Origin of the sequence: Clostridium algoriphilum, from assembly GCF_020443705.1 — a bacterium.
Classification (GTDB): Bacteria; Bacillota; Clostridia; order Clostridiales; family Clostridiaceae; genus Clostridium_AD; species Clostridium_AD algoriphilum.
Genome location: NZ_JAIZZK010000026.1, coordinates 15187 through 38716, shown reverse-complemented (window position 1 = coordinate 38716; position 23530 = coordinate 15187). Strand labels below are relative to the sequence as shown.

Genomic DNA, 23530 nt, shown 5'->3' with positions numbered 1-23530 from the left:
ATGAATAACAAATCACATATAGGCAAGCAAGACATGAACATAAAAAAGAAAAGTAATTGGGGTGTGCTAATTGGAGCATCGTTCCTTATGGCTACATCTGCTATAGGACCGGGATTTTTGACCCAAACTGCAGTATTTACAGAAACGTTTAAAGCTAATCTAGGTTTTATTATATTGCTTACTATTATAGTAGACTTTATAGCCCAGCTCAATATATGGAGAGTTATTGGCGTATCAGGTCTTAGGGCACAAGATATTGCAAACAAGACGCTACCCGGTCTTGGTGTTTTCCTAGCAGTTCTAATATGTATTGGGGGATTTGCATTTAATATAGGAAATATTGGAGGAGCTGCCCTTGGTCTTAATGTATTATTTGGCATAAACGTTAAACTAGGTGCAATTATTAGTGCTGTTATAGCTATTGTAATATTTACGTCTAAAGAAGCTGGAAAAGCAATGGACACTTTCGCAAAGGTACTCGGAGTTCTGATGATTATTCTAATTGGATATGTTGCTTTTAGGACCCATCCTCCAGTAGGGGAGATGATTGCAAGGACATTTGTGCCAACTGAGTTTGAATTTTTGCCATTTATAACTCTTGTCGGTGGAACAGTAGGTGGATATATAACATTTGCTGGAGGACACAGACTGATAGATGCTAAGATTACAGGAATAGAACATTTGAAAGATATAAATAAAAGCTCAGTAATTGCAATAACAATAGCTTCACTTATGAGAATACTTCTGTTCGCAGCTGTTCTTGGAGTTGTTGTAAACATTGGTAAACCACTTGGCTCAGTAAATCCTGCAGCGGAAGCTTTTAAACTTGGGGCAGGTAATTTTGGTTATATGTTATTTGGAGTTGTACTCTTTTCAGCTGCGCTAACATCAGTGGTTGGATCAGCGTATACATCTGTATCATTCTTAAAAACACTAGCACCAGTTTTTGAAAAACATACATCAAAATTTATTATAGGGTTTATTGTTATATCAACGCTTATATTTTTAACGCTCGGTAAGCCTGTAGAATTACTTGTGGTAGCTGGTTCACTTAATGGTTTAATTCTTCCAATTGCTCTTGGAATAATACTTATTGCGTCTACAAAGAAGGATATTGTAGGAGAATATAAGCATTCCAAATTGCTTATGTATTTGGGATATGTTGTTGTGATATTAGCAATAATTGCAGGTTATCAGTCCATGGGTGGAATAGTTGCATTATTTAAATAGGAGGTAAAATACAATATGTATGAAGAAGTTAAGTATTTAATCGCCGGAGATAGAGCTTTAGTTGTTGAATTTGGAGATAAAATTGAAGAGCAGGTTAATTCAAAAATCAGAAGTCTTACAGTTGCAATTGAGCAGGAAGGTATTATAGGAATAAACGAGACTATTCCAACATACAGGTCGCTTATGGTAATTTATGACCCTATGATAATGGAACTTACTGAACTTATAAGTGTTTTGAAATCCATTATATCTAGGATGCATGAATTAAAACTGACCGAGGCTAAAGTTATAGAAATACCAACACTTTATGGTGGGGAGTATGGTCCTGATATTGAGTTTGTGGCAGATCATAATAAAATATCAATAGATGAAGTGATAAAAATCCACACAGATATGGAATATTTAATTTATATGATTGGGTTTACACCAGGGTTTCCGTATCTTGGAGGTATGAGTGATAAAATAGAGGCTCCAAGGCTTCAAAATCCAAGAACTAAAATACCTGTTGGAAGTGTAGGAATTGCAGGTAAACAGACAGGTATATATCCTGTAGAAAGCCCTGGTGGGTGGCAATTAATTGGTAGGACTCCTGTCAAATTGTATGATCCATACAGAAAGGATCCTGTGCTACTAAATGCGGGTGATTATATAAAATTTGTACAAATAGATGAGAATGAATATAAAAATATTGAGGCTTTAGAGTTAGAAGGAAAATATAAAGTAATTATAAGGGGTAAGGAAAGAAGGTAAGTATATGACGATAATGAAGATATTAAAGCCCGGTATGTATACTACCATTCAGGACATTGGTAGGTATAATTATCAAAAATCCGGGATGTCTGTTGCAGGTGCAATGGATCAGTTCTCTCTAAGAGTGGCTAATATTCTTGTTGGGAACATAGATAGCGAAGCATGTTTAGAAACTACGCTTTTCGGACTGAAAATAAAATTTGAAGGTGATGCCTTGATTTCAGTTACAGGAGGCAATCTTATGCCAATGATAAATAATAAGGCTATAGACATGTGGACAGGGGTTAAAGTGTTAGATGGTGATGAGCTTTCCTTTGGAACTTCAAAAAGTGGGTGCAGGAGTTATGTAGCAATAGCGCGTGGCATAGATGTGCCAGAGGTTATGGGTAGCAAGGCTACCTATGTGAAGGGCAATGTTGGAGGCTTTGAGGGAAGGATGCTGAGGGCTGGTGATGAGATTAAAATTGGGAGCGTAGATGAAAGTAATTTTACTAGTATAAAAAAGCTTCCAATTGAGTTAATACCATCGTACTCCAAGGATAATATTGTAAGAGTGGTAATGGGTCCACAGGATGATTATTTTACCAAAGATGGAATAAACACATTTTTGGATTGTGCGTATGAAGTAACAAATGAAGCTGATAGAATGGGATACCGATTATCTGGTACTAAAATTTCTCACAAACTTGGTGCAGACATTATTTCTGATGGAATAACCATGGGGTCGGTGCAGATTCCAGGAGATGGGGCTCCAATAATTATGATGGCGGATAGGCAAACTACTGGTGGATATACGAAGATTGCTACAATAATAACTCCTGATATAAACATAGTGGGACAGTTAAAGCCTGGTGACAGTATCAGGTTTAAATTAATAAACATTGAGGAAGCTCATAGAATATATAGGAAATATATGAAAGACTTTGATTCGATAAGGGAAAGTGTGGAAAAGTTCGGATGTAGCACAATAAGTGGTAAAAGGCTTAAAGTAAGAGTAAATAATAAGGAATATGAAGTGATTGTAGAGGAAATTATATAATAAGGAGATGGTAATGTTGGGTTTTAATAATGGAAAAGAAGCAAGGAAAGAAATAAGAGCAGAGAAATGGACAGGTATCACACCAGGATTAGCTTATGGTTATACTCAGGCTAATTTAGTAGTACTTCCTGCTAAATATGCCATGGATTTTCTTATATTCTGCCAACGAAATCCAAAATCCTGTCCTATTTTAGACATCTGCGAACCTGGGAAATTCACACCTAATCTTATTGCTCCTACGGCAGATATCCGCACAGATATACCTAAATATCGTGTTTACAGGGATGGAATACTAGTGGAAGAAGTAAATAATATCTTGAATTTGTGGACTGAGGATTTAGTAACTTTCCTTATCGGTTGTAGCTTTACATTTGAAAAGGCTTTGTCAGATGCAAAAATTGGTATACGTCACATTGAAGAGAAGAGTAATGTGCCTATGTATATAACAAATATAGAATGTCATCCAGCAGGAATTTTTAATGGCCCTACTGTTGTCAGTATGAGACCAATCCGAAAAGATTTGGTTGAAAAAGCGGTGGCGATTACATCAAGATTCCCAAGTGTTCATGGGGCACCCATTCATATAGGTAATCCTGAGAAAATAGGTATTAAAGACATATCAAAACCAGACTTTGGAGACTCTGTAACCATTAAAGAGGGCGAAGTACCAGTCTTTTGGGCGTGTGGTGTTACACCTCAAGCAGTAATAATGAATATAAAGCCAGAACTCGTAATAACTCATGCACCCGGATGTATGTTTATTTCCGATGTATTGGATGATGATTTAGCAACATTCTAATATCAGTAGGATGTTGCTAAATCATAATTAAAGAAGCAACTTGTGAAATTGAGGAAAACGCACTCTAAGGAGGGATAGAATAGTGAATCCAATTAAAATAACTGAAACAGTACTAAGAGATGGCCAGCAATCTTTAATTGCTTCCAAATTAAAAACAAAAGAGATATTACCAATTCTAGAAAAAATGGATAAGGTCGGGTATTATTCAATGGAGGTGTGGGGAGGAGCAACTTTTGATTCATGTCTCCGTTTTCTTAATGAAGACCCTTGGGAAAGACTAAGAGAAATACGCACGGCGGTTAAAAATACTAAACTTCAAATGCTCCTTCGAGGTCAAAATCTTCTAGGATATAAGCATTATGCAGATGATGTAGTAGAGGCATTTATTAAGAAGTCTATAGAAAATGGTATAGATATAATAAGAGTATTTGATGCATTAAATGATACAAGAAATATGGAAACTTCAATTAGAGTTATTAAAGAAGGTGGAGCACACTGTCAATGTGCTATATGTTATACAACTAGCCCAGTACACACTTTAGATTACTATGTTAAATTATCAATAAAATTAGAGGAATTAGGGGCACATTCAATTTGTATTAATGATATGGCGGGTATATTAACGCCATATTCGGCTTTCGAATTAGTGGGAAAATTAAAAGCGGCTGTAAAAATACCATTATGTTTACATGCTCATTGTACTAGTGGAATAGCTTCTATGACATATTTAAAGGCTGTTGAAGCAGGAGTAGATATTATTGACACTGCAATTTCTCCCTTTTCAGAGGGTGCATCACAACCACCTACAGAGTCGATGGTCCTTACTTTAAAAGAGAGTCCACACGATCCTAAATTAGATATTAATTTATTAGGTGAAATAGCAGACTATTTTAGACCTATAAAAGAGAAATACAGAGAAAATGGAATACTAAATCCAAAAGTTATGAATGTAGAGCCTAGAATTATTACATATCAGGTTCCTGGAGGGATGTTATCGAACCTTTTATCACAACTCAAGGCACAGGGGGTTGAATCTAAATATAAAGAAGTCCTTACAGAGATACCTAGAGTGAGAGAAGATTTAGGATTTCCACCTTTAATTACGCCTCTTATTCAAATGGTAGGAACTCAAGCAGTATTTAATATATTATCTGGTGTCCGATATAAAATAATTCCAAAAGAATTAAAAGATTATGTTAAAGGACTTTATGGAAGTCCATCAACACCTATAAAAGATGAAATAAAAACAAAAATTATAGGGGACATGAAAATTATAACTCAAAGACCAGCAGACTTATTAGAGCCGGAGATGGACAAATATGAAAATGAAATTGGAGATTTGGCCACTACTTATGAAGATGTGTTATCGTATGCTTTATTTCCACGAATTTCAAAAAAATTCTTTGAGGACAGGTTAAGTGCTAATATAAATAGTAATATTTGTGATAGTTATGAAAAAATAACAGTAAGCAGTATTATAGAAGAAGAAGATGAAGATGAAAGAGTAGTATCACTTGTTGCAACCGCTATGGCAGCTCAGGATAGGCCCGATTCAAAGTTCCACATAACAAAAATCACAAGAATAAAATAATAAGTATAATTTGCCTAGGAAGGTGATAATAGATATGAAAAAATATATGATAACGCTCAATGATAAGATATATGAAGTAGAAATAGAAGAAGTAACAGAAGAAGTAACAGAACCAACTGTGGAAGAGGAGGATACTATAGCTCAAGTTAGCAGCCAAGATAAATTAAATAACTCAAAGAACCTTTCAGGTGCAGAAACTGTTGAGGCTAGTATGCCTGGAAATATTTTAGAATTTCTGTAGCAGTGGGAGATAAGGTAAAAAAGGATCAAGTAATAAATGAATAATATCAGGGTTAGAAGATAATGTGGAAAATATTTTTAAGCAATTTTCCACATTAGTATTATATTTATAAAGAATTAAGTATATTGGAAGCAGGAGAAGAAATACTCCCTACATTCTAATGAATAGAGATGCTTGTGCCGAAAGGGATAGTAGTATATATATATTTAGCATCATCAATTGCAAGTCTTAGGCAACCATGAGATAAAGGACTTCCAAGCCTACCATCTTGTATATTATTGTTATTATCAAGTAGTACTGTATGAAATAAATAATTACCAGAAATACGTGTGTAGTAAGCGCAAATAGTATTTGACCCTGCTCTAAACATTGGCCCTTTGTCTTGAACTGTATAATTACCTGTTATAGTAGGGGTTGAGGATGCCCCAGAAGTACATAAAAATGACTTATCTAAAGTCCATTTTTCATTTGATTTTATAAAAATATTTACCCTTTGATTTGATAAATCTACATTAATATAATAGTTTGTTTCACTAGTAACCTTTGAAAAATTCATAGATGATTCCAATTTAGTAATAGATTTATAATTGTTTAATCCAATATTAGATGTAGTATTACTACTATTTGTTAATGAAGCTACCTTGGTATTATATTTTGTGTTTGCATTAGGAGGTATATTTAGTTTTTCTAAAGTTGAGTTTCCAACCTCTCCGTCAAAATCTAATCCACATCGATATTGAAAATTTAATATTGCATCATAAGTGATTGCTGAATACAAACCGTCAGCTTTTACTGTGTATCCATAAACAATAAGTCTACGTTGAACATATTTCACAATATCACCACGACTACCAGTTCTAAGGCTAGTTTTAAGTGAAGAACCTTGAACAGAGTTCTCGGATATAAGCTCTCTTGTTAAGGGATAAATTTTAGATTCAGTTTCTATAATAGGAAATGCTATAAAATCTCTCTTTGCGACCGCTATGCTTAAAGGTTGTCCAGCAGATTGTAATATATAACTATTATATAACCAGGAACAGGTTATAAGCACTAAAATTAGTACAAGATTAACTAGATTAGCAGGATGATTAAAATATTTTATATGCATTGGAGCTCCTTTTATAAATTGATAGTAATATCATAATATGAAACATATAAGATTTTAATACAAAATTAATTAACATTATTTTTTACTGTTATTATGCATAACCCTAGTAAATAAAATAAATGCTATGATATAATTAGAATAAGCTTAAATAAAAAAATAAAAGGTGAAATATGGATAAGTCAGGTAAAATATATGTAAAAGCGATGAATAAATATAATGATGGTTATATAGACAAGGCGTTATCGCTTTGTGAAAAAAGCATTTCTCTAAATAATGCAAATGCTGCAGCTCTAAATTTAAAGGGTATTTTATATTATTTAAAAGGCGATTTGGAAAAAGCTAAAAATATGTGGAATATAAATTATAAAAGAAACCATGATAAAGTATCGAAAAAGTATCTTGATGATAGTGTACGTGATAAGGAAAAATTACATTTGTACGTTAATGCATTGGAGTTAATAAAAAAGCTTAATATAAGTGCAGCACTGGGCATTTTAAATCAGTGTGAAAATAGTCATTTTAATTTTATAAATGTAAATAACTATATTAGCAGTTGTTATATAAAGCAAGGTGAATATGATAGTGCACTACAGTACATAAAAGAAGTTCTAAAGGTAGATAAAAAAAATACTCAAGCTATTGTTAATAAGAAAACATTAATAGAATTTGGAAATTTAAAACGAGAGATAAACTATAAGAAAATAGTAGTAGTTACGATTAGTATATTATTGATTATAATAACTCTGATTCTAGCAAAAGTTTGTATGAATAATATTAAAGACTTTTCGATATTGAGTGAAAAAAAAGTTCGAAATGGAATATCGGGAATCTTTAAAAAAGACAAAAATGAAACAAAAAATATAGAACAAGAACAAGAATTAAAATCTAAAGATAAAACTATTAAAAAACAAACGCAAGTAGCAAAGAATTTTCCACAACAACAGTTTACAGAAAGTCTAAAAAATGATAATATGGAACAAATAATTACATATGTAAATGTATGGAAAGATGCTGATCTAGAAATAAACGATAGGTTGCTCCTAGTAAAAGGAGAAGATCTTATCAAGAAGACTGGAATATCATTTTTTTATAAAAAAGGCATGAATGATATGAATGATAAAAAGTATATAAAAGCTCAAAAGTATTTTTTATATGCATTACCATATTCTAAAGGTAATTATTTAAATGAGCATATAATTTATATGTTAGCCGTAAGTTACAAATCCGTTTCGGATTTTCAAAATGCTCTTAAATATTATGAAATTAATTTAAAACAATATCCCAGTGGAATTTATACTGAGGAAGTATTATATAATTTAATTCTTATAAATAAGGATATAAATATATATAAAGCCAAAGGTTATGCACAAAATTTAATAAAACAGTATCCTAATTCACGATATAATAATTCAATAGTTAAAGAGATATTAAGTTCATAAAAATAAATAAAAAGGAAGTCGAATGACTGACATTATTGAGTTTTGGTTTGGGTATACTAATTTTGATATGTGTAAGAGAATTATGGTGATTTAATAGATATATTGAGAACCTAAATATAGCGCATATTGAATTTATATATAATTGACTAGTAACATTTTAAGGTATACAATAACAATATATAGATACCCTAGTGGGGTATAATAAATGGAGGTAATAATATGATTAAAGAAGTAAATGATAACAATTTTAACGAGGAAATTGCAAATTCAGAAGACATAGTTGTAGTTGATTTTTGGGCACCTTGGTGTGGACCTTGTAAAATGTTAAGTCCAGTAATTGAAGAATTAGCTAGCGAGATGGGAACAAAAGTAAAATTTACTAAGGTTAACGTGGATGAAAGCCCAATGATATCATCTAAATATAAGATTTCAAGTATTCCAACAGTTATGGTACTTAGTAAAGAAACAGTTAAAGAAACTTTAGTAGGATTTAGACCTAAAGCAGATTTAAAGAAATTAATAGAAAAGAATTTATAAAATAAGTAAATCACAAAAGCTGATGATTTAAGTGATTAAAGTTGTAATTTTTTAAATTACAAAAAAGAAAATAGAAGTGTTTGGAGATAGATATTTTAAATTGTTAAAATTTAAATAAATATCTCCATTTTATTAGAAAAAATTTATTCGTTATAGTAATGAATAAGGAGGAAAAATTATGAGTGAAAGATATGATATAGCTATAATTGGAACAGGGCCAGCAGGACTTGAAGCAGCTATTAATGCTAAAATTAGAAATAAAAATATAATAGTTTTTGGTAATAAGGATTTAAGTCCAAAACTAATAAAAGCAGCAAAGGTAAACAATTATTTAGGATTTTATAACGTTACAGGAATTGAACTCAAAAATCAGTTTGCAGCGCATATTGCAGCTATGGGAATAGGCATTGTGAATGAGAAAATAAACAATGTATATGCTATGGGAGATTATTTTGCTCTAATGGTAAATGAAAAAATATATGAAGCAAAAGCAATAATATTAGCTACAGGAATAGAATACACAAAACCTCTAAAAGGAGAGGAAGAGTTTTTAGGAAAAGGAGTAGGATATTGCGCTACTTGTGACGCTCCGCTATATAAAGATAAGACAGTTGTTATAGTTGGATTCAACAAAGAAAGTGAAGAAGAAACTAATTATGTAAGTGAATTGTGTAGTAAAACATATTATATTCCAATGTATAGAGGGGAATATAATTTAAGCCCTAAGGTGGAGGTAATAAATCATAAGGTAATAGAAATAGTTGGTGAAGACACGGTAACTAAGGTTATTTTGGATGAGGGCGAAATAATCACAGATGGAGTCTTCATGTTAAGAGACAGTGTATCTCCTGCTCAATTAGTGCCAGGTCTTGAAATAGAGGAAGGACATATAAAAGTTGATAGAACTATGAAAACAAACATAGATGGGTGTTATGCAGCAGGAGACTGTACTGGAAAACCATATCAGTATATTAAGTCTGCTGGAGAGGGATTAGTAGCAGCATTAGCGGCAGCTTCATATTTGGATAAGTTGAATGATAAATAATGGAGCGTGTAGATTCTAATTAAGATTTTTATATGTAATAAAATTAGGCAGTTAATTGTAATTACAATTAACTGCCTAAGTCATAGCTAAGTACTACAGTTTTTATTTAACTACAAAGAAAACATGATTTCCTATAGTTTTTAAATTGTCTTTTTTTATACCTATCATCCACTTAGAAGTGGATATTTCAGGATTGTAATAGAAAACGGCGTTATATGTAGGATCTTTACCTTTTAATGCTTCCAATACAGCAGAGTAACAAGCTGAATCGGGAACAACATTTGTTTTACCATTATGAACTACCTTTCCATTTTTAACACAAGAAAAGGCATTCTTCTGGTAGATAACGCCAGAAATAGATTTTGGAAAATGACCATCGCTAGTTCTGTTTAGTATTACAGAAGCTACTGCAAGTTTGCCACTATCAGATTCACCACAACTCTCAGCATATACAACTTGTGACATTAAATAAATATCATCATCAGTAATATAAACAGAGCTATTTGACTGTTTGAATACTGCCACCGCATCCTTTTGCTCATTATATAAATCTTTTATTCCTGAATTAAACGAATATAAATGTTCACCATTTACTCTTAAAGTAGGTAATACTAAGAATAATATTAGTATACAAGACAAAAAAGCAAATTTTTTCATATTATCTTCTCCTTATGCCTACGGAGTTAGCTGACGGGTTCGGGAAAGGTTTAACCTACACAATTTGTGATTCACCCCAGATGCTTGGTTCCTCCGCGTTCTTTTACTTAGGCTAATAGTAGTGTGACCTAGAGTTTGAAATAAATACACTAATTTCTTAGAAAATAATGAAAAGTTATGCAGACATAACAATATATCGCATTTATTTTTTGCTTTTTAGGTCAGTATAGACTTTAGTGAAGTTATTATATGAACTCTGTACTTCAATGTATAGTGCATTAGAAGAAGTATATAAAGCATCTAGCGAGGATGAATCTATCACTGCACTTAAAGCTTGAACTTTCTCACTTGTAAGAGCAAGTTTAAAATCCATTAAATAGCTATCTTGCGTGTCTAGTATTGGTTTGAAAGCTTGATAAGTAGGAATAGCAGAAGGTGGCACAGATAAATTGTTGAAATCATTTTGAGTTTTATTGAGTTTTGTAACCTCATCATTAACTATTGATAAAACATCATCATAGGACATCTCTTTTTTTCTTACCTTTAGCACATCTAAGTATAAATTAGTTCGAGCATCTAAAAACTCAACGGATAATGCATCTGTATTTGTGAGGAATTCTTGATTTTGCTGTGACTTAATGTCCGTTTCTTTTCTTACCATTACAGCGCTATCGCTATAGTTAAGTACATTATCAATGAAGGCTAAAGATGTCTTTGGTAGTGCTATTTTAGTGTTACTAATATTTATTAGTGAGTAAAAATTCATGCAGTCATTTCTAAAAGTCTTAAGATCTTGTGTAGATTTTGCTACGTCTTTGCCAGAGGGATTGTTTAATATTGCAAGTGTCTGCCTATACATTAATAGGTTTTTATCAAGGCCTAACGTAAGGTTTTCATTATCCCCTTTATATTTCAATGTAGGTTTCGAATTTGCTAAAGTATCTCTGAGTGTAGACAGATTTTTTATCATATTAGGTAATTGTTTTCGTGCATAATTAACATCTATTGTTTGGTTGCTATTAAACTGAGATATATTCTGGTTGACTTCATTAATACTGCTAATGTTAGTAATTAAGGTAGTTTTATATGAATGATATACCTTATTTACAGATGTGTAGTAGCTACCTAAGAAAATACATATGGAGGTTAGCACAATAGATAGAATAAGTATAGTTTTAGTCCAGTTCTTCTTCTTATTATTATTATTAGTATCATTAGTATCTATAATATCTTTATTTTTGCTCAAAAAATTCACTCCTTATTATTTGTCTTATATTCATATATTAACATACTACATATATTATTCTAGATAAATTACAGAATTATACCCTGAAAAATATTTAAGTTGCATATATTAAGTAGAATTACTTTGGAATATAAGATTAATTGTTATAATAAAATTAACTTATAATTTATACTAATAAATCAGATCATGGTGTATAATTGTAAGTAGAGGTTTTGAAGAGGGGTGTGAGCTTTTTTGGAAGTATTTAAGTTAATGATAAGCACAGTTAAAAATATAAGTTTATTTTCAATCTTGGATATACTAGTGGTGGCTTTTATATTCTATAAAGGTTATATGCTAATGAAAGAAACAAGAGGGATACAGTTATTAAAAGGAATAGTTCTTATTTTTGCTCTTATTCCAATAAGTCAATTACTTAATTTGACAGTGCTGAATTGGATTTTAAATAAGACAATAACAATTGGTGTTTTAACTATTGTTATCATCTTCCAGCCAGAAATAAGAAGAGCACTAGAGCACCTCGGAAGAACAGCTTTTGTGGATAAACACATATTTGAAGATGAAGAGATAATGGAAAAAGTAATAACGGAAATTGTTAATGCTGTTGAAATTTTATCGAAAAGTAGAACTGGAGCATTAATAGTTATAGAACAAAAGACAGGTATTGGAGAAATAATTAAAACTGGAACCGAATTAGATTCTGTAATATCAGCAGCTTTATTGGAAAATATATTTGTGGTTAACACTCCGCTTCATGATGGTGCCACAGTAATTAGAAATGATAGAATAATAGCGGCAGGGTGTTTTCTGCCTTTATCAAATAACGATGTAATAAGTAAAAAACTAGGGACTCGGCATAGAGCAGCCATAGGAATAACAGAAACTTCAGATGCTCTAACAATAATAGTTTCAGAGGAAACAGGCACTATATCTCTTGCAATGAATGGAAGACTCATAAGAAACTATGACAAGGATAAGCTTAAAAAAATACTTGTTCAAATAATAAAAAGAAGACAAAATAAAAAAACAACTTTAAAGGGGAGAATAAAGTCATGGATAAAGCCAGAAAACAACAATTTATAATTAAAGTTTGCTGTGTAATAGCTGCCTTTGTGTTATGGCTTTTTATAACAAGCACTGAAAACCCATTGACTACTTATAAAGTTAAAAGCATACCTGTGCAGCTTTTAAATACAGATACCTTAACAAGGTCGAATCTCGTATTAGTACCAGGTCAAGATTTAACCACGTCCTTAAATATAAAAGGAGCTAATACTAGCATACTTCTCAATGCTAAAGCAGAAAATTTTAAAGTGGTGGCAGACTTAAGCGCATATGCTCTTAAAAGTGGAGAACAAAATATACCTATTGAAATAAGAACAAGCCCTGACAATGTAAATGTAGTTAATAGTGATAGTCTCTTTATAAAGATAAATTTAGATGATCTCAAACAAACGAAACTACCTATAAGTGTAAATATAAGTGGTAAACCAACGGAAGGATTTTTTGCATCCGCTCCAAAATTATCCCAAGATTATGCTACGGTAGTTGGTGGTTCAAAGTTTGTGAATTTAGTAAAAAAAATATTACTAGTAGAGAATATACAAGGTATTCAGTCTAATGTTTCAAAAACATATAAGCTTAAACCAGTAGATCAATCAGGAGAAGAAGTAAAAGAGGTTAGTGTAAGCCCAGCTCAAATTGATGTCAAAATTCCTGTTAGTAAGACTAAATCTTTAGGAGTAGCGATAAAGACCACGGGAACATTGAATTCGAGATATACTTTAGCTAGCACAAAAGCAACACCTGAAAAATTTGATGTAACAGGGAGTTCTAATGTACTCAGTGAAGTGAAAACTTTAAATACAGAAAATATAGATTTAAGCAAAATAGATAAGAGTACTACCATGAAAGTTAAGGTTATTGTTCCTGATGGATTAACTTTAGTTAATGGTAATGCTACGACTGAGGTCCAACTTAAATTAGATAAGGTAAACTCCCAAGATACAACTGAAGTAATACAAAATGATGTAGATAAGTTAGCACAAAAAACAATAAGTCAAAATATTAATTATACTAATTTAGGTGAAAATTATGGAGTAAAGTTAGGCAATGATAAGGTTTCGTTAGTTATATCAGGAAAGCAAGCAATTATAAATTCATTGGATATAGCAAAAATCAGCGCAGAAGTAGATTTATCTAATTTAGTAGAAGGATCCTACACTATTCCAGTAAAAGTGTCCATACCAGATGGAGTAAATTTGGTATCAGAAGCACCTAATAAAATATCAGTAACTTTAACGAAGAAGCAAACGGAGGGAACTATAAGCAATGACAATAAGGGTAAATAACATAGTTTTGGATATAAACGATGCTTTGGATTCTCTAAAAGCAAAAGCAGCAAAAATAATGAGAGTCCAAGGTAATGAGATAAAAAAAATTAGAATAGCTAAAGAATCCATAGATGCTAGAAAAAAGAATAATATTAAGTTTAACTATGCTGTCCTTATTGAAATGGATAATGAAATAAAAATAGTAGCAAGAGCAAATCATAAGGATGTTAAAATCGAAGAAGTTAAGTATAATGCTGAGTTTGAATTTGGAACTAAAGAGATGAACCATAGACCAATAATTGTAGGTATGGGACCGGCAGGAATGTTTGCTGGTATTCTTATGGCACAAAAAGGGTATAAACCTTTAATTATTGAAAGAGGAGAAAAGGTAGAACATAGGACTAAAACTATAGATAAGTTTTGGGCGAGTGGGGAGTTAAATACAGAATCTAATGTGCAATTTGGTGAAGGTGGAGCAGGGACATTTTCAGATGGAAAATTAACTACAAGAATTAAAGATACTAGATGTGACTACATATTAGAAGAATTTGTAAAAGCTGGTGCACCTGAAGAAATATTATATATTGGAAAACCTCATATAGGTACAGATATACTAAAAGAAGTTGTCAAAAACATCAGAGAAACTATTATTAAACTAGGTGGAGAAGTAAGGTTTAATAGTAAGTTTGAAGATGTAATTATAAAAGATAAAAAAGTAAAAAGCATAATAGTAAATGGAGAAGAAATACCTTGTGATACCTTAATATTAGCATTAGGGCATAGTTCTCGTGATACTTACGATATGTTATATAAAAAAGGTGTATTTATGTCAAGTAAATCTTTTGCAGTTGGAGCTAGAATAGAGCACCCTCAAGATATGATTAATGAAAATCAATATGGAAAATATGCTAATCATCCAAGACTGAAGGCTGCAGATTATAAGCTAACGTATACAAGTGAAAAGTTGAAAAGGTCAGTATACAGCTTTTGTATGTGCCCAGGTGGAGGGGTAGTAGGTGCAGCTTCAGAAAAGGGAAGACTTGTAATAAATGGTATGAGTGAATATGATAGAAATAAGGATAATGCAAACTCAGCCATCGTAGTATCTGTAGGACCTAAAGATTTTAAATCAGACAGCCCACTTGCTGGAATTGAGTTCCAAAGACATTATGAAGCCCTAGCTTATGCAGTCGGTGGAGCAAACTATAATGCACCAGTGCAGTTAGTTGGAGACTTCCTTAAAGGTCAAGCTTCCAGGAAATTAGGCAGTGTAAAACCAAGTTATACACCAGGCTATGAATTATCTGATCTTAATAAATGTTTGCCTAGTTATGTAACAGATGCTATAAAAGAGGCTTTGCCAAAGTTTGATCATAAAATAAATGGATTTGCAACATATGATGCAATAATGACGGGTATTGAGACAAGAACATCAGCGCCAGTAAGAATAGATAGAAATGAAGAATACCAAAGCATATCTTTAGAAGGCTTATACCCTGCAGGAGAAGGAGCAGGATATGCAGGCGGAATAATCTCTGCGGCTGTCGATGGATTAAAAATCGCTGAGATTATAATGAGAAAATGGAAATATGCTCATTGATTTATCTTAAGTCTTGAAATTTATTTATGAGTTTGTTAAAATGAAAATGATAATAAAACATATATTGAGTAAAAATTACAAAGATTGCAAAAATATAAAGATAAAAGAAAGGGAGCTTAGGATAATAAATGGACAAGAAATGGATAAAATAGGAAAAGGTGGACAAACAAAATAGATAATAAAAGGAGTGCAAATTAATGAGTAAAACTTTTGAAAAAATATTAGATACAGCAAAAGCACAAGGAATGAAAACTGTAGTAGTAGCAGTAGCACAGGATGAACCAGTACTGGAGGCTATACGTGATGCTAAAAGAAACGGAATAGCAAATGCTATACTTGTAGGGGATAAAGAAAAAATAATCTTTATTGCTAAAAACATAGGAATGGATGCAACACAATTTGAAATTATAGATGAGAAAGATCCTGCTAAAGCATCATTAGCTGCAGTTCAGCTTGTATCTTCAGGAAAAGCTGATATGCTTATGAAAGGGCTTGTTGAGACTTCCATGTTCTTAAGAGCAGTACTAAACAAAGAAGTAGGACTTCGAACTGGAAAGCAAATGTCACATGTAGCTGTATTTGAAATACCAGGATATGATAGGTTAATATTTATATCAGATGTTGCTTTTAATATGTATCCAGAATTAAAAGAAAAAGTAGCTATAGTAAAAAATTCAGTAGCAGTAGCAAAAGCTTGCGGTGTTGACCTTCCTAAAGTTGCAGTAATTTGTGCAGTAGAGGTAGTAAACCCAAATATGCCAGCTACACTTGATGCAGCATTGCTTTCAAAAATGAATGATAGGGGCCAGATAAAAGGTTGTATAGTTGATGGACCTTTAGCATTAGACCTTGCAATATCTGAAGAAGCTAGAAAACATAAAAATATACAAAGTCCAGTAGCTGGAAAAGCTGATGTTCTTATTATGCCTAATATTGAAGCAGGAAACGCTATGTACAAAACTTTGACTTATGGTACTACTTCAAAGAATGGTGGCTTATTAGTAGGTACTTCTGCTCCAGTTATATTAACTTCTAGAGCAGATTCTCCTGAAACAAAATTACATTCTATAGCTCTTGCAGCATTAGTTGCAGAATATAATAAATAAAATTGCTAAATTGTTTAGGCACATAGAAATAGACAGAACGTCAAATGTGCCTTATAACATAAAGGAGGAACAATATGTCATATAAACTATTAATAATTAACCCAGGTTCGACTTCTACTAAAATAGGTGTTTATGAAGATGAAAATGAAATTTTAGAAGAAACATTAAGGCATTCATCAGAAGAAATAGGTCAATTTGAAGGCGTTTTTGAACAGCTTAATTTCAGAAAAGACGTTATACTAAAGGTACTTAAAGAAAAAAACTTTGATATAAATACTTTGGATGCCATAGTAGGCAGAGGCGGACTTTTAAAACCTATTGAAGGTGGTACTTACGCTGTAAATGAAGTTATGCTTAATGATTTGAAAATTGGAGTACAAGGTCAACATGCTTCTAATTTAGGTGGTATAATTGCAAACGAAATCGGAAAATCTTTAGATAAACCAGCATTTATAGTTGATCCAGTGGTAGTTGATGAAATGATCGATGTAGCTAAATTATCAGGGTTACCAGAATTAGAAAGAAAGAGCATTTTTCATGCCTTAAATCAAAAAGCAGTAGCTAAAAGATATGCAAAAGAAAATGGTAAAAAGTATGAAGAAGTTAACTTAATAGTTGCACATATGGGTGGTGGAGTTTCAGTTGCAGCTCATAAGGATGGTAAAATTGTTGATGTTAATAATACACTAGATGGAGAAGGTCCATTTTCACCAGAAAGAGCTGGGGGATTACCATCAGGCGATTTAGCTAGAATGTGCTTTAGTGGAAAATACACTTTAGATGATATACTAAAAAAGATAAATGGAAAAGGCGGCTTCGTTGCTTATCTTAATACAAACGATGCTCGTGATGTAATAGCAAAAGTAGAAGCTGGCGATGAAAAAGCTAAATTGATTTTTGAAGCTATGGGATATCAAGTAGCTAAGGAAATTGGAAGTTGCGCAGCAGCATTATCAGGGAAAGTAGATGCGATTATTCTAACTGGTGGAATAGCTTATGGAAAACTTATGGTTAGTTATATAACAGAAAAAGTAGAATTTATAGCAAAGGTTATAGTTTATCCAGGTGAAGATGAATTATTAGCATTAGCACAAGGTGGTATAAGAGTATTAAATGGCCAAGAACAGGCAAAAGAGTATAAATAATAAACCATACTAATTAGCAGTTTTAATAATTTATTATTTGATTTGTAGCATTACTATTAAAAGATTGGATATATCTCATGCATATACCGCTTTCACAAAGATGTAATTTAAAAACTAAACGGGAATTGCAGGGAGATATGTTTGGATCGACATACACATGTTACCTGTTTTACAGTTAAAAATTATTAATTGGTTGTATTTTATATTTATAGTTTAAAAGTAAACGTTTAAATGTTAAAAAGCTACTGAAATTCAGTGGCTTTTTAATTTGCGAAAAAGCTAACATAATGTATTATAATAGGAGTTTTTTACAAAAGCTTATTATTGTAGTATAATACAAGCTATAATATAATTAATGTTTATTTTTATATAAATAAAGTATAATTATTATTATATCTATTTAGAAGTAGTTTTCAGTAAATGTAGCTAGAATTAATATGAACAAAAATAAGATCAATTTTGGTACCTAAATAAAAACACTAGCATATAGATTAGTTGTTTTTGTTTAGGATGCCCTGTAATAAACCTATATAATATTTAGAAAGAGGTAGAAAAATATGAGTAGAATGTTCGGGACAGATGGAGTACGCGGTATAGCAAATACAGAGTTAACAGTTGAGGTTGCATATAAGTTAGGACGCTCAGGTGCTTACGTATTAACAGATGGAGCTCACAAACCTAAGATCATAGTAGGAATGGATACAAGAGTTTCAGGGGACATGCTAGAGTCAGCCTTAGTTGCAGGAATTTTATCTGTAGGAGCAGAGGCCATATGCCTTGGAGTGGTACCAACCCCCGCTGTTGCATATTTAACTAGAAAATATGGAGCAGATGCAGGAGTTGTTATTTCAGCATCTCACAATCCAGTAGAATATAATGGAATAAAATTTTTTGACAAAAAAGGTTTCAAGTTATCTGATGAATTAGAAGATACAATACAAACAGTTATAGAAAGTGATTTTAAAGAAGTACCATCACCAATAGCTGGAGATTTAGGTAAAAAAACAGTCAAGGAAAATGCAGTAGAGGATTATATGGATTTTGCTAAATCCACTATTACAGGTGACTTGAAAGGACTTAAAATAGCATTAGACTGTGCTAATGGGGCTTCATATATTACTTCAGTAAAAGCTATAAGAACCCTTGGAGCAGAGGTATTAGTCATTAACAATGATCCAGATGGTATAAATATAAATAAGGACTGTGGGTCTACTCATCCTGAGCACTTAATGGCCTTTGTTAAAGAAAACCATTGTGATTTAGGATTAGCTTTTGATGGTGACGCAGATAGATGTTTAGCAGTAGATGAAAAAGGAAACCTAGTAAGCGGAGACTTTATGATTGCTATTTGTGCGAAACACTTAAAAAGCATTGGCAAATTAACTAAAGATACAGTAGTCGTAACAGTAATGAGTAATTTGGGCTTTGATATTGCAATGAAGAAAGAAAATATAGTTACGGTGAAAACTAAAGTAGGAGATAGGTACGTGCTTGAAAAAATGCAACAAGAGGGTTACAGTCTTGGGGGAGAGCAATCAGGACATATAATTTTCCTAGACTTTAATACTACAGGAGATGGACTTGTATCAGGAATCCAACTAGCAACTGTAATTAAAGAATCAGGGAAATCCTTATCAGATCTTGCAGCAATGATGATAGAGCTTCCACAAGTATTAGTTAATGCAACTGTACCTAACGATAAAAAAGACATCCATGAAAAGGATAATGAAATAATGGATGAAATAAAGAAGATAGAAGAAAAGTTAGATGGTTGTGGTAGAGTACTCATAAGGCCTTCAGGTACAGAACCATTAGTAAGGGTAATGCTTGAGGGTAAAGTGCAAAGTGAATTAGATAAAATGGCACATTCTCTTGCAAAATTAATTGAACAAAAAGCAAACGCATAGAAGTGAATAAATAATGAAAATTTAATAAACTTATCATTAAAAGTATTGACGTTTGTACCATAAAATGAATATAATGTACTGAAAGCTTATGAGTAAGGTTCATAAGTTTTTAGTTTTTTTTATTAAATGGATATAGTAGAATGTTAATTATACACTTAAAGGAGGATAGATGAAGTTAGATGATTTAAAAGCGCCAGGACTCACAATGAAACATTAGTATTTATTGTGGTTTGTGAGTTGACGAGGATGGGGAGTATCGAATCTTCGGCGGATGCCCCGCGGTAGCGCACTACCGTTAATGATTGGTAAAAGCGAGAAGTGATTTTCGTGACAAGATCAATCTGGTGTTAAAACCTTGATGAATAGAGAGCATTAGTATATTTCCATTAATTATTATAGTTATATAGTACAAGTTGTTTATATAGAAATACTATGTATATGATAATTGTAATTACTACAATGTAATAATTATTATAGAAATATACTTAATGAACAGCACCTTTAGGTAATGAGCATCATTTTTAGATGATGAGCATCATCTTTAGATGATGAGTTATGCAGAAAAATTAAATTTGAGAGGAAGATGAATATGTGCGGAATAGTTGGATATTTTGGAAGTAAAGAGGCTACACCTATATTGGTGGAGGGTCTAAGAAAATTAGAATATAGAGGATACGATTCAGCAGGAATCGCAGTTATAGATAATGGAGTGTTAAGTGTTACTAAATGCAAAGGAAGACTTGCAAACCTAGAAGCACAATTACAAAAAGAAACACTGAAAGGGCATGTTGGTATAGGACATACAAGATGGGCTACTCATGGTAAACCATCTGATGAAAATTCTCACCCACATACTAATGAAAAAGGAACTATTAGTGTAGTTCATAATGGTATTATAGAAAATTATATTCATTTAAGAGAATGGTTAATGTCAAAAGGATATAAATTTACATCTGAAACAGATACAGAAGTAATACCACACCTTATAGATTTCTATTATAAGGGTAATATTGTTGATGCAGTAATGGAGGCTACTACTAAAATGGAAGGTAGTTATGCCATAGCAGTGCTATGTAGTGATGAACCAGATAAATTAGTAGCAGTAAGAAAAGATAGCCCATTAATAGTAGGACTTGGAGAAAATGAATTTTATGTAGCATCAGATATACCAGCAGTACTCAATCATACAAGAGAAATCTATCTATTAGAAGATAATGAATTTGTTGTTATAACAAATGATGGTATAAAGCTTATTGATATAGAAGGCGAAACTATAAATAAAGAAGTTTTCCATGTAACTTGGGATGCAGCGGCTGCTGAAAAAGGCGGATACGAGCACTTCATGATAAAAGAAATTCATGAACAGCCAAAAGCAATTAGAGATACAATGACCTCAAGAATAGTGCTTGGAGAACCAATTTCTCTAGATGACATAAATATAACTAAAGAACAAATTAAAAATTTAAATAAAATATATATTGTAGCTTGCGGAACTGCATACCACGCAGGAGCAGTAGGTAAATACGTTATAGAAAAACTTGCAAGAATACCAGTAGAATTAGATATAGCTTCTGAGTTTAAATATAGGAATCCAATAATTGATAAAAACACATTGATGATAGTTATTAGTCAATCAGGAGAAACTGCAGATACAATGTCTGCTTTAAGACTTGCAAAAGAAAAAGGGGCAAGGGTTATAGCAGTAACTAACGTTGTAGGTAGTGCAGCTTCAAGAGAAGCAGATGATGTACTCTACACTTGGGCAGGACCAGAAATAGCAGTTGCATCTACTAAAGCTTATGCAACTCAACTTATAGCAATGTATATAATAGCTCTATTCTTTGCTCAAAATAAAGAAACTATGAGTATGGATGAGATTGAAGAAATCAAAGCAGCAATGCTAGAACTTCCAGAAAAAGCAGAGGAAATGCTAAAAGACAAAGAAACAATACAAAAATTTACAGCTAAAACTTATATGCACAAAGATATGTTCTTCATAGGACGTGGACTTGATTATGCAGTTGCACTTGAGGGTTCACTAAAACTTAAAGAAGTATCTTATATCCACTCAGATGCATATGCTGCAGGAGAGCTTAAACATGGGGCAATAGCACTTATGGAAGAAGGTACCATAGTTATAGCAATGGCTACCCAAGAAGAGTTATTTGGTAAGATGGTAAGCAATATAAAGGAACTTGCGACTAGAGGGGCAAAGGTATTTGCTTTCGCACCAGTTGGTCACACTGAAATAGAAAAATCAGTTCATTCCGTAACTTATATTCCAAAAGTAATGGATGTATTATCACCAGTAATATCAGTAATACCATTACAATTATTAGCTTATTACATGGCAATTCAAAAGGGTTGCGACGTTGATAAGCCAAGAAATCTTGCAAAATCAGTAACAGTAGAATAAGTAAAAAAATTACTATAAGACCAGGACTTCTAATCAAATTGATTAGAAGTCCTGGTCTTTTTTTCATTAATATTTAAGTGTTGCGTTAATAGAAGATAAAATAATGCAAAAATATTTAAATTACATACTAAAATTTCATAATATGATGAAGTATTTGCTTAATGATACGAATTATATAGAATGTAAATTAAATTTTAATTAAAGTTGTTTAATTGAGGGGGAAAGTATGAAAATTATAAAGGGTAAATTATTAGTGTTTTTAGGATTAGTAATAGGGGTTATATGCATAGGACTTGGGATAGTTTCGCTGATAAGTTCATCAAATGCACTAATATCAAACCTAGGTAAGACATTACCTAAGATTGCAGAACAGTCAGCGAGTAATATTGGAGGGCGTATTGAAGGCCAGTTAAGTTCTCTAGAGATTATAGCAGCAAGTAATATAATAAAAGATCTTAAAAATCCATGGAAAAATAAAATGCCTATTCTTTTAGAAGAAGTTAAGAGAAGTAAAGCAGTAAAAATGGGTATTGCAGATGCAAATGGTGATATAAAATACACTGATGGGAAAAGTGCTAATGTTAAAGATAGATCATATTTCCAGGAAGCATTTGCTGGTAAAGGTGCTGTATCAGAATAAATCAAATTGCAGAGGGAATAGGCTCACAATCTGGAGATTTAATAAATGTAACTGACATTCTTAATGAATTTAGCAATAAATTATCTAGTATGGTTAGTGAAATACAAGTTGTAGATACAAATTCTAGGGAAATTAGTTTAATGGCAAATTTACTAGCATTAAATGCAGCTATAGAAGCAGCAAGAGCAGGAGAGTCAGGACGTGGATTTTCTGTGGTAGCAGATGAGATAAGAAAGCTTGCAGAGTAATCAAAGGTATCATCAGGGGATATTAGTAAACTAATTGGAGAGATATCTAAAAATACAGATGTTATAGTTCAAGACTCTGTTGAAATGGATGATGAACTTATAAACCAGGTAAGTATTATAAACAGTTCTATAACATCTTTTAGAAAAATCATACAATCAGTGAATGAGGTAATTCCTAAAATAAAAACCATTAAACATTCTGCAGAAGATATAGATAAGGATAAAAATAATATCTTGGTTAGGGTGGATGATGTTTCATCAGTTGCACTTGAAGTTTCGGCATCATCAGAAGAAATGAATGCCTCTACCGAAGAAGTAGTATCGGCAGCTCAAATACTTAGTACTATGACCACTGAAATGCTTGAGGAAGTAAATAAATTTAAAGTTTAAATTATAATCTTAATTTTAATCTTAATTTTAATAAAAGAAAGGCATGTGTTAAAAAAACACATG

At 32.1% G+C, this 23530-nt stretch carries 23 protein-coding genes and 1 riboswitch; of the genes, 20 read left to right on the top strand and 3 right to left on the bottom strand.

What is annotated here, in order from left to right; all coding sequences use genetic code 11:
- From LGK95_RS16515 to LGK95_RS16490, 6 genes are all read left to right on the top strand, one after another.
- Entirely contained in the window at positions 1-1230 is a 1230-nt protein-coding gene (locus LGK95_RS16515; protein ID WP_404814466.1) for an NRAMP family divalent metal transporter, read from the top strand.
- Positions 1231-1245: 15 nt separating this feature from the next.
- Entirely contained in the window at positions 1246-1980 is a 735-nt protein-coding gene (gene pxpB, locus LGK95_RS16510; RefSeq protein ID WP_226125874.1) for a 5-oxoprolinase subunit PxpB, read from the top strand.
- 4 nt (positions 1981-1984) lie between these two features.
- On the top strand, positions 1985-3019 hold the full coding sequence (locus tag LGK95_RS16505) for a 5-oxoprolinase subunit C family protein (RefSeq protein WP_226125873.1): 1035 nt from the start codon (positions 1985-1987) through the stop codon (positions 3017-3019).
- Positions 3020-3032: 13 nt separating this feature from the next.
- Complete coding sequence (locus LGK95_RS16500) at positions 3033-3818, top strand: putative hydro-lyase (protein ID WP_226125872.1); 786 nt, start codon at positions 3033-3035, stop codon at positions 3816-3818.
- An 82-nt stretch (positions 3819-3900) separates the two neighbouring features.
- Entirely contained in the window at positions 3901-5409 is a 1509-nt protein-coding gene (locus LGK95_RS16495) for an oxaloacetate decarboxylase subunit alpha (RefSeq protein WP_226125871.1), read from the top strand.
- Between the two features lie 34 nt (positions 5410-5443).
- Complete coding sequence (locus LGK95_RS16490) at positions 5444-5650, top strand: hypothetical protein (RefSeq protein ID WP_226125870.1); 207 nt, start codon at positions 5444-5446, stop codon at positions 5648-5650.
- A 157-nt stretch (positions 5651-5807) separates the two neighbouring features.
- Here LGK95_RS16490 and LGK95_RS16485 read toward each other — a convergent pair whose 3' ends face one another.
- Positions 5808-6758: a L,D-transpeptidase family protein gene (locus tag LGK95_RS16485; protein WP_226125869.1), complete on the bottom strand. Its 951-nt coding sequence runs from the start codon at positions 6756-6758 to the stop codon at positions 5808-5810.
- Between the two features lie 170 nt (positions 6759-6928).
- Between LGK95_RS16485 and LGK95_RS16480 the strand changes: the two genes are divergently transcribed.
- The 3 genes from LGK95_RS16480 to LGK95_RS16470 all read left to right on the top strand — a co-directional run bounded on the left by LGK95_RS16480 (position 6929) and on the right by LGK95_RS16470 (position 9779).
- Complete coding sequence (locus LGK95_RS16480) at positions 6929-8197, top strand: tetratricopeptide repeat protein (protein WP_226125868.1); 1269 nt, start codon at positions 6929-6931, stop codon at positions 8195-8197.
- Between the two features lie 219 nt (positions 8198-8416).
- On the top strand, positions 8417-8734 hold the full coding sequence (gene trxA, locus LGK95_RS16475) for a thioredoxin (protein WP_226125867.1): 318 nt from the start codon (positions 8417-8419) through the stop codon (positions 8732-8734).
- Between the two features lie 178 nt (positions 8735-8912).
- Entirely contained in the window at positions 8913-9779 is an 867-nt protein-coding gene (locus LGK95_RS16470; protein WP_226125866.1) for an NAD(P)/FAD-dependent oxidoreductase, read from the top strand.
- A gap of 102 nt (positions 9780-9881) precedes the next feature.
- Here the strand turns inward: LGK95_RS16470 and LGK95_RS16465 are convergent, their stop codons facing one another.
- Positions 9882-10436, bottom strand: coding sequence for a cell wall hydrolase (locus LGK95_RS16465; protein WP_226125865.1), 555 nt, complete (start codon positions 10434-10436; stop codon positions 9882-9884).
- A gap of 1 nt (position 10437) precedes the next feature.
- Positions 10438-10560, bottom strand: a riboswitch (cyclic di-AMP (ydaO/yuaA leader).
- Between the two features lie 78 nt (positions 10561-10638).
- Positions 10639-11682: a hypothetical protein gene (locus LGK95_RS16460; RefSeq protein WP_226125864.1), complete on the bottom strand. Its 1044-nt coding sequence runs from the start codon at positions 11680-11682 to the stop codon at positions 10639-10641.
- Between the two features lie 252 nt (positions 11683-11934).
- Between LGK95_RS16460 and cdaA the strand changes: the two genes are divergently transcribed.
- The 11 genes from cdaA (at position 11935) to LGK95_RS16410 (ending at position 23467) form a co-directional block, all read left to right on the top strand.
- Positions 11935-12765, top strand: coding sequence for a diadenylate cyclase CdaA (gene cdaA, locus LGK95_RS16455; protein ID WP_404814468.1), 831 nt, complete (start codon positions 11935-11937; stop codon positions 12763-12765).
- Positions 12735-14033, top strand: coding sequence for a CdaR family protein (locus tag LGK95_RS16450; protein WP_226125862.1), 1299 nt, complete (start codon positions 12735-12737; stop codon positions 14031-14033). Before cdaA ends, LGK95_RS16450 begins: the two co-directional genes overlap by 31 nt.
- A complete protein-coding gene (locus tag LGK95_RS16445; RefSeq protein ID WP_226125861.1) occupies positions 14014-15615 on the top strand; it encodes an NAD(P)/FAD-dependent oxidoreductase in 1602 nt (533 codons plus the stop codon). The genes LGK95_RS16450 and LGK95_RS16445 overlap by 20 nt, the downstream gene beginning before the upstream one ends.
- A gap of 40 nt (positions 15616-15655) precedes the next feature.
- Positions 15656-15790: a hypothetical protein gene (locus LGK95_RS22485; RefSeq protein WP_264174588.1), complete on the top strand. Its 135-nt coding sequence runs from the start codon at positions 15656-15658 to the stop codon at positions 15788-15790.
- Positions 15791-15812: 22 nt separating this feature from the next.
- Complete coding sequence (ptb, locus tag LGK95_RS16440) at positions 15813-16721, top strand: phosphate butyryltransferase (RefSeq protein WP_226125860.1); 909 nt, start codon at positions 15813-15815, stop codon at positions 16719-16721.
- Between the two features lie 74 nt (positions 16722-16795).
- Entirely contained in the window at positions 16796-17866 is a 1071-nt protein-coding gene (gene buk / locus LGK95_RS16435) for a butyrate kinase (RefSeq protein ID WP_226125859.1), read from the top strand.
- Between the two features lie 557 nt (positions 17867-18423).
- Complete coding sequence (glmM, locus tag LGK95_RS16430; protein WP_226125858.1) at positions 18424-19773, top strand: phosphoglucosamine mutase; 1350 nt, start codon at positions 18424-18426, stop codon at positions 19771-19773.
- Positions 19774-20362: 589 nt separating this feature from the next.
- Positions 20363-22189: a glutamine--fructose-6-phosphate transaminase (isomerizing) gene (gene glmS, locus LGK95_RS16425; RefSeq protein WP_226125857.1), complete on the top strand. Its 1827-nt coding sequence runs from the start codon at positions 20363-20365 to the stop codon at positions 22187-22189.
- A gap of 226 nt (positions 22190-22415) precedes the next feature.
- Complete coding sequence (locus LGK95_RS16420; protein ID WP_226125856.1) at positions 22416-22829, top strand: PDC sensor domain-containing protein; 414 nt, start codon at positions 22416-22418, stop codon at positions 22827-22829.
- On the top strand, positions 22820-23077 hold the full coding sequence (locus LGK95_RS22970) for a methyl-accepting chemotaxis protein (RefSeq protein WP_449727680.1): 258 nt from the start codon (positions 22820-22822) through the stop codon (positions 23075-23077). Before LGK95_RS16420 ends, LGK95_RS22970 begins: the two co-directional genes overlap by 10 nt.
- An 84-nt stretch (positions 23078-23161) precedes the next feature.
- A complete protein-coding gene (locus LGK95_RS16410; RefSeq protein ID WP_226125855.1) occupies positions 23162-23467 on the top strand; it encodes a hypothetical protein in 306 nt (101 codons plus the stop codon).
- Positions 23468-23530: the final 63 nt, after the last annotated feature.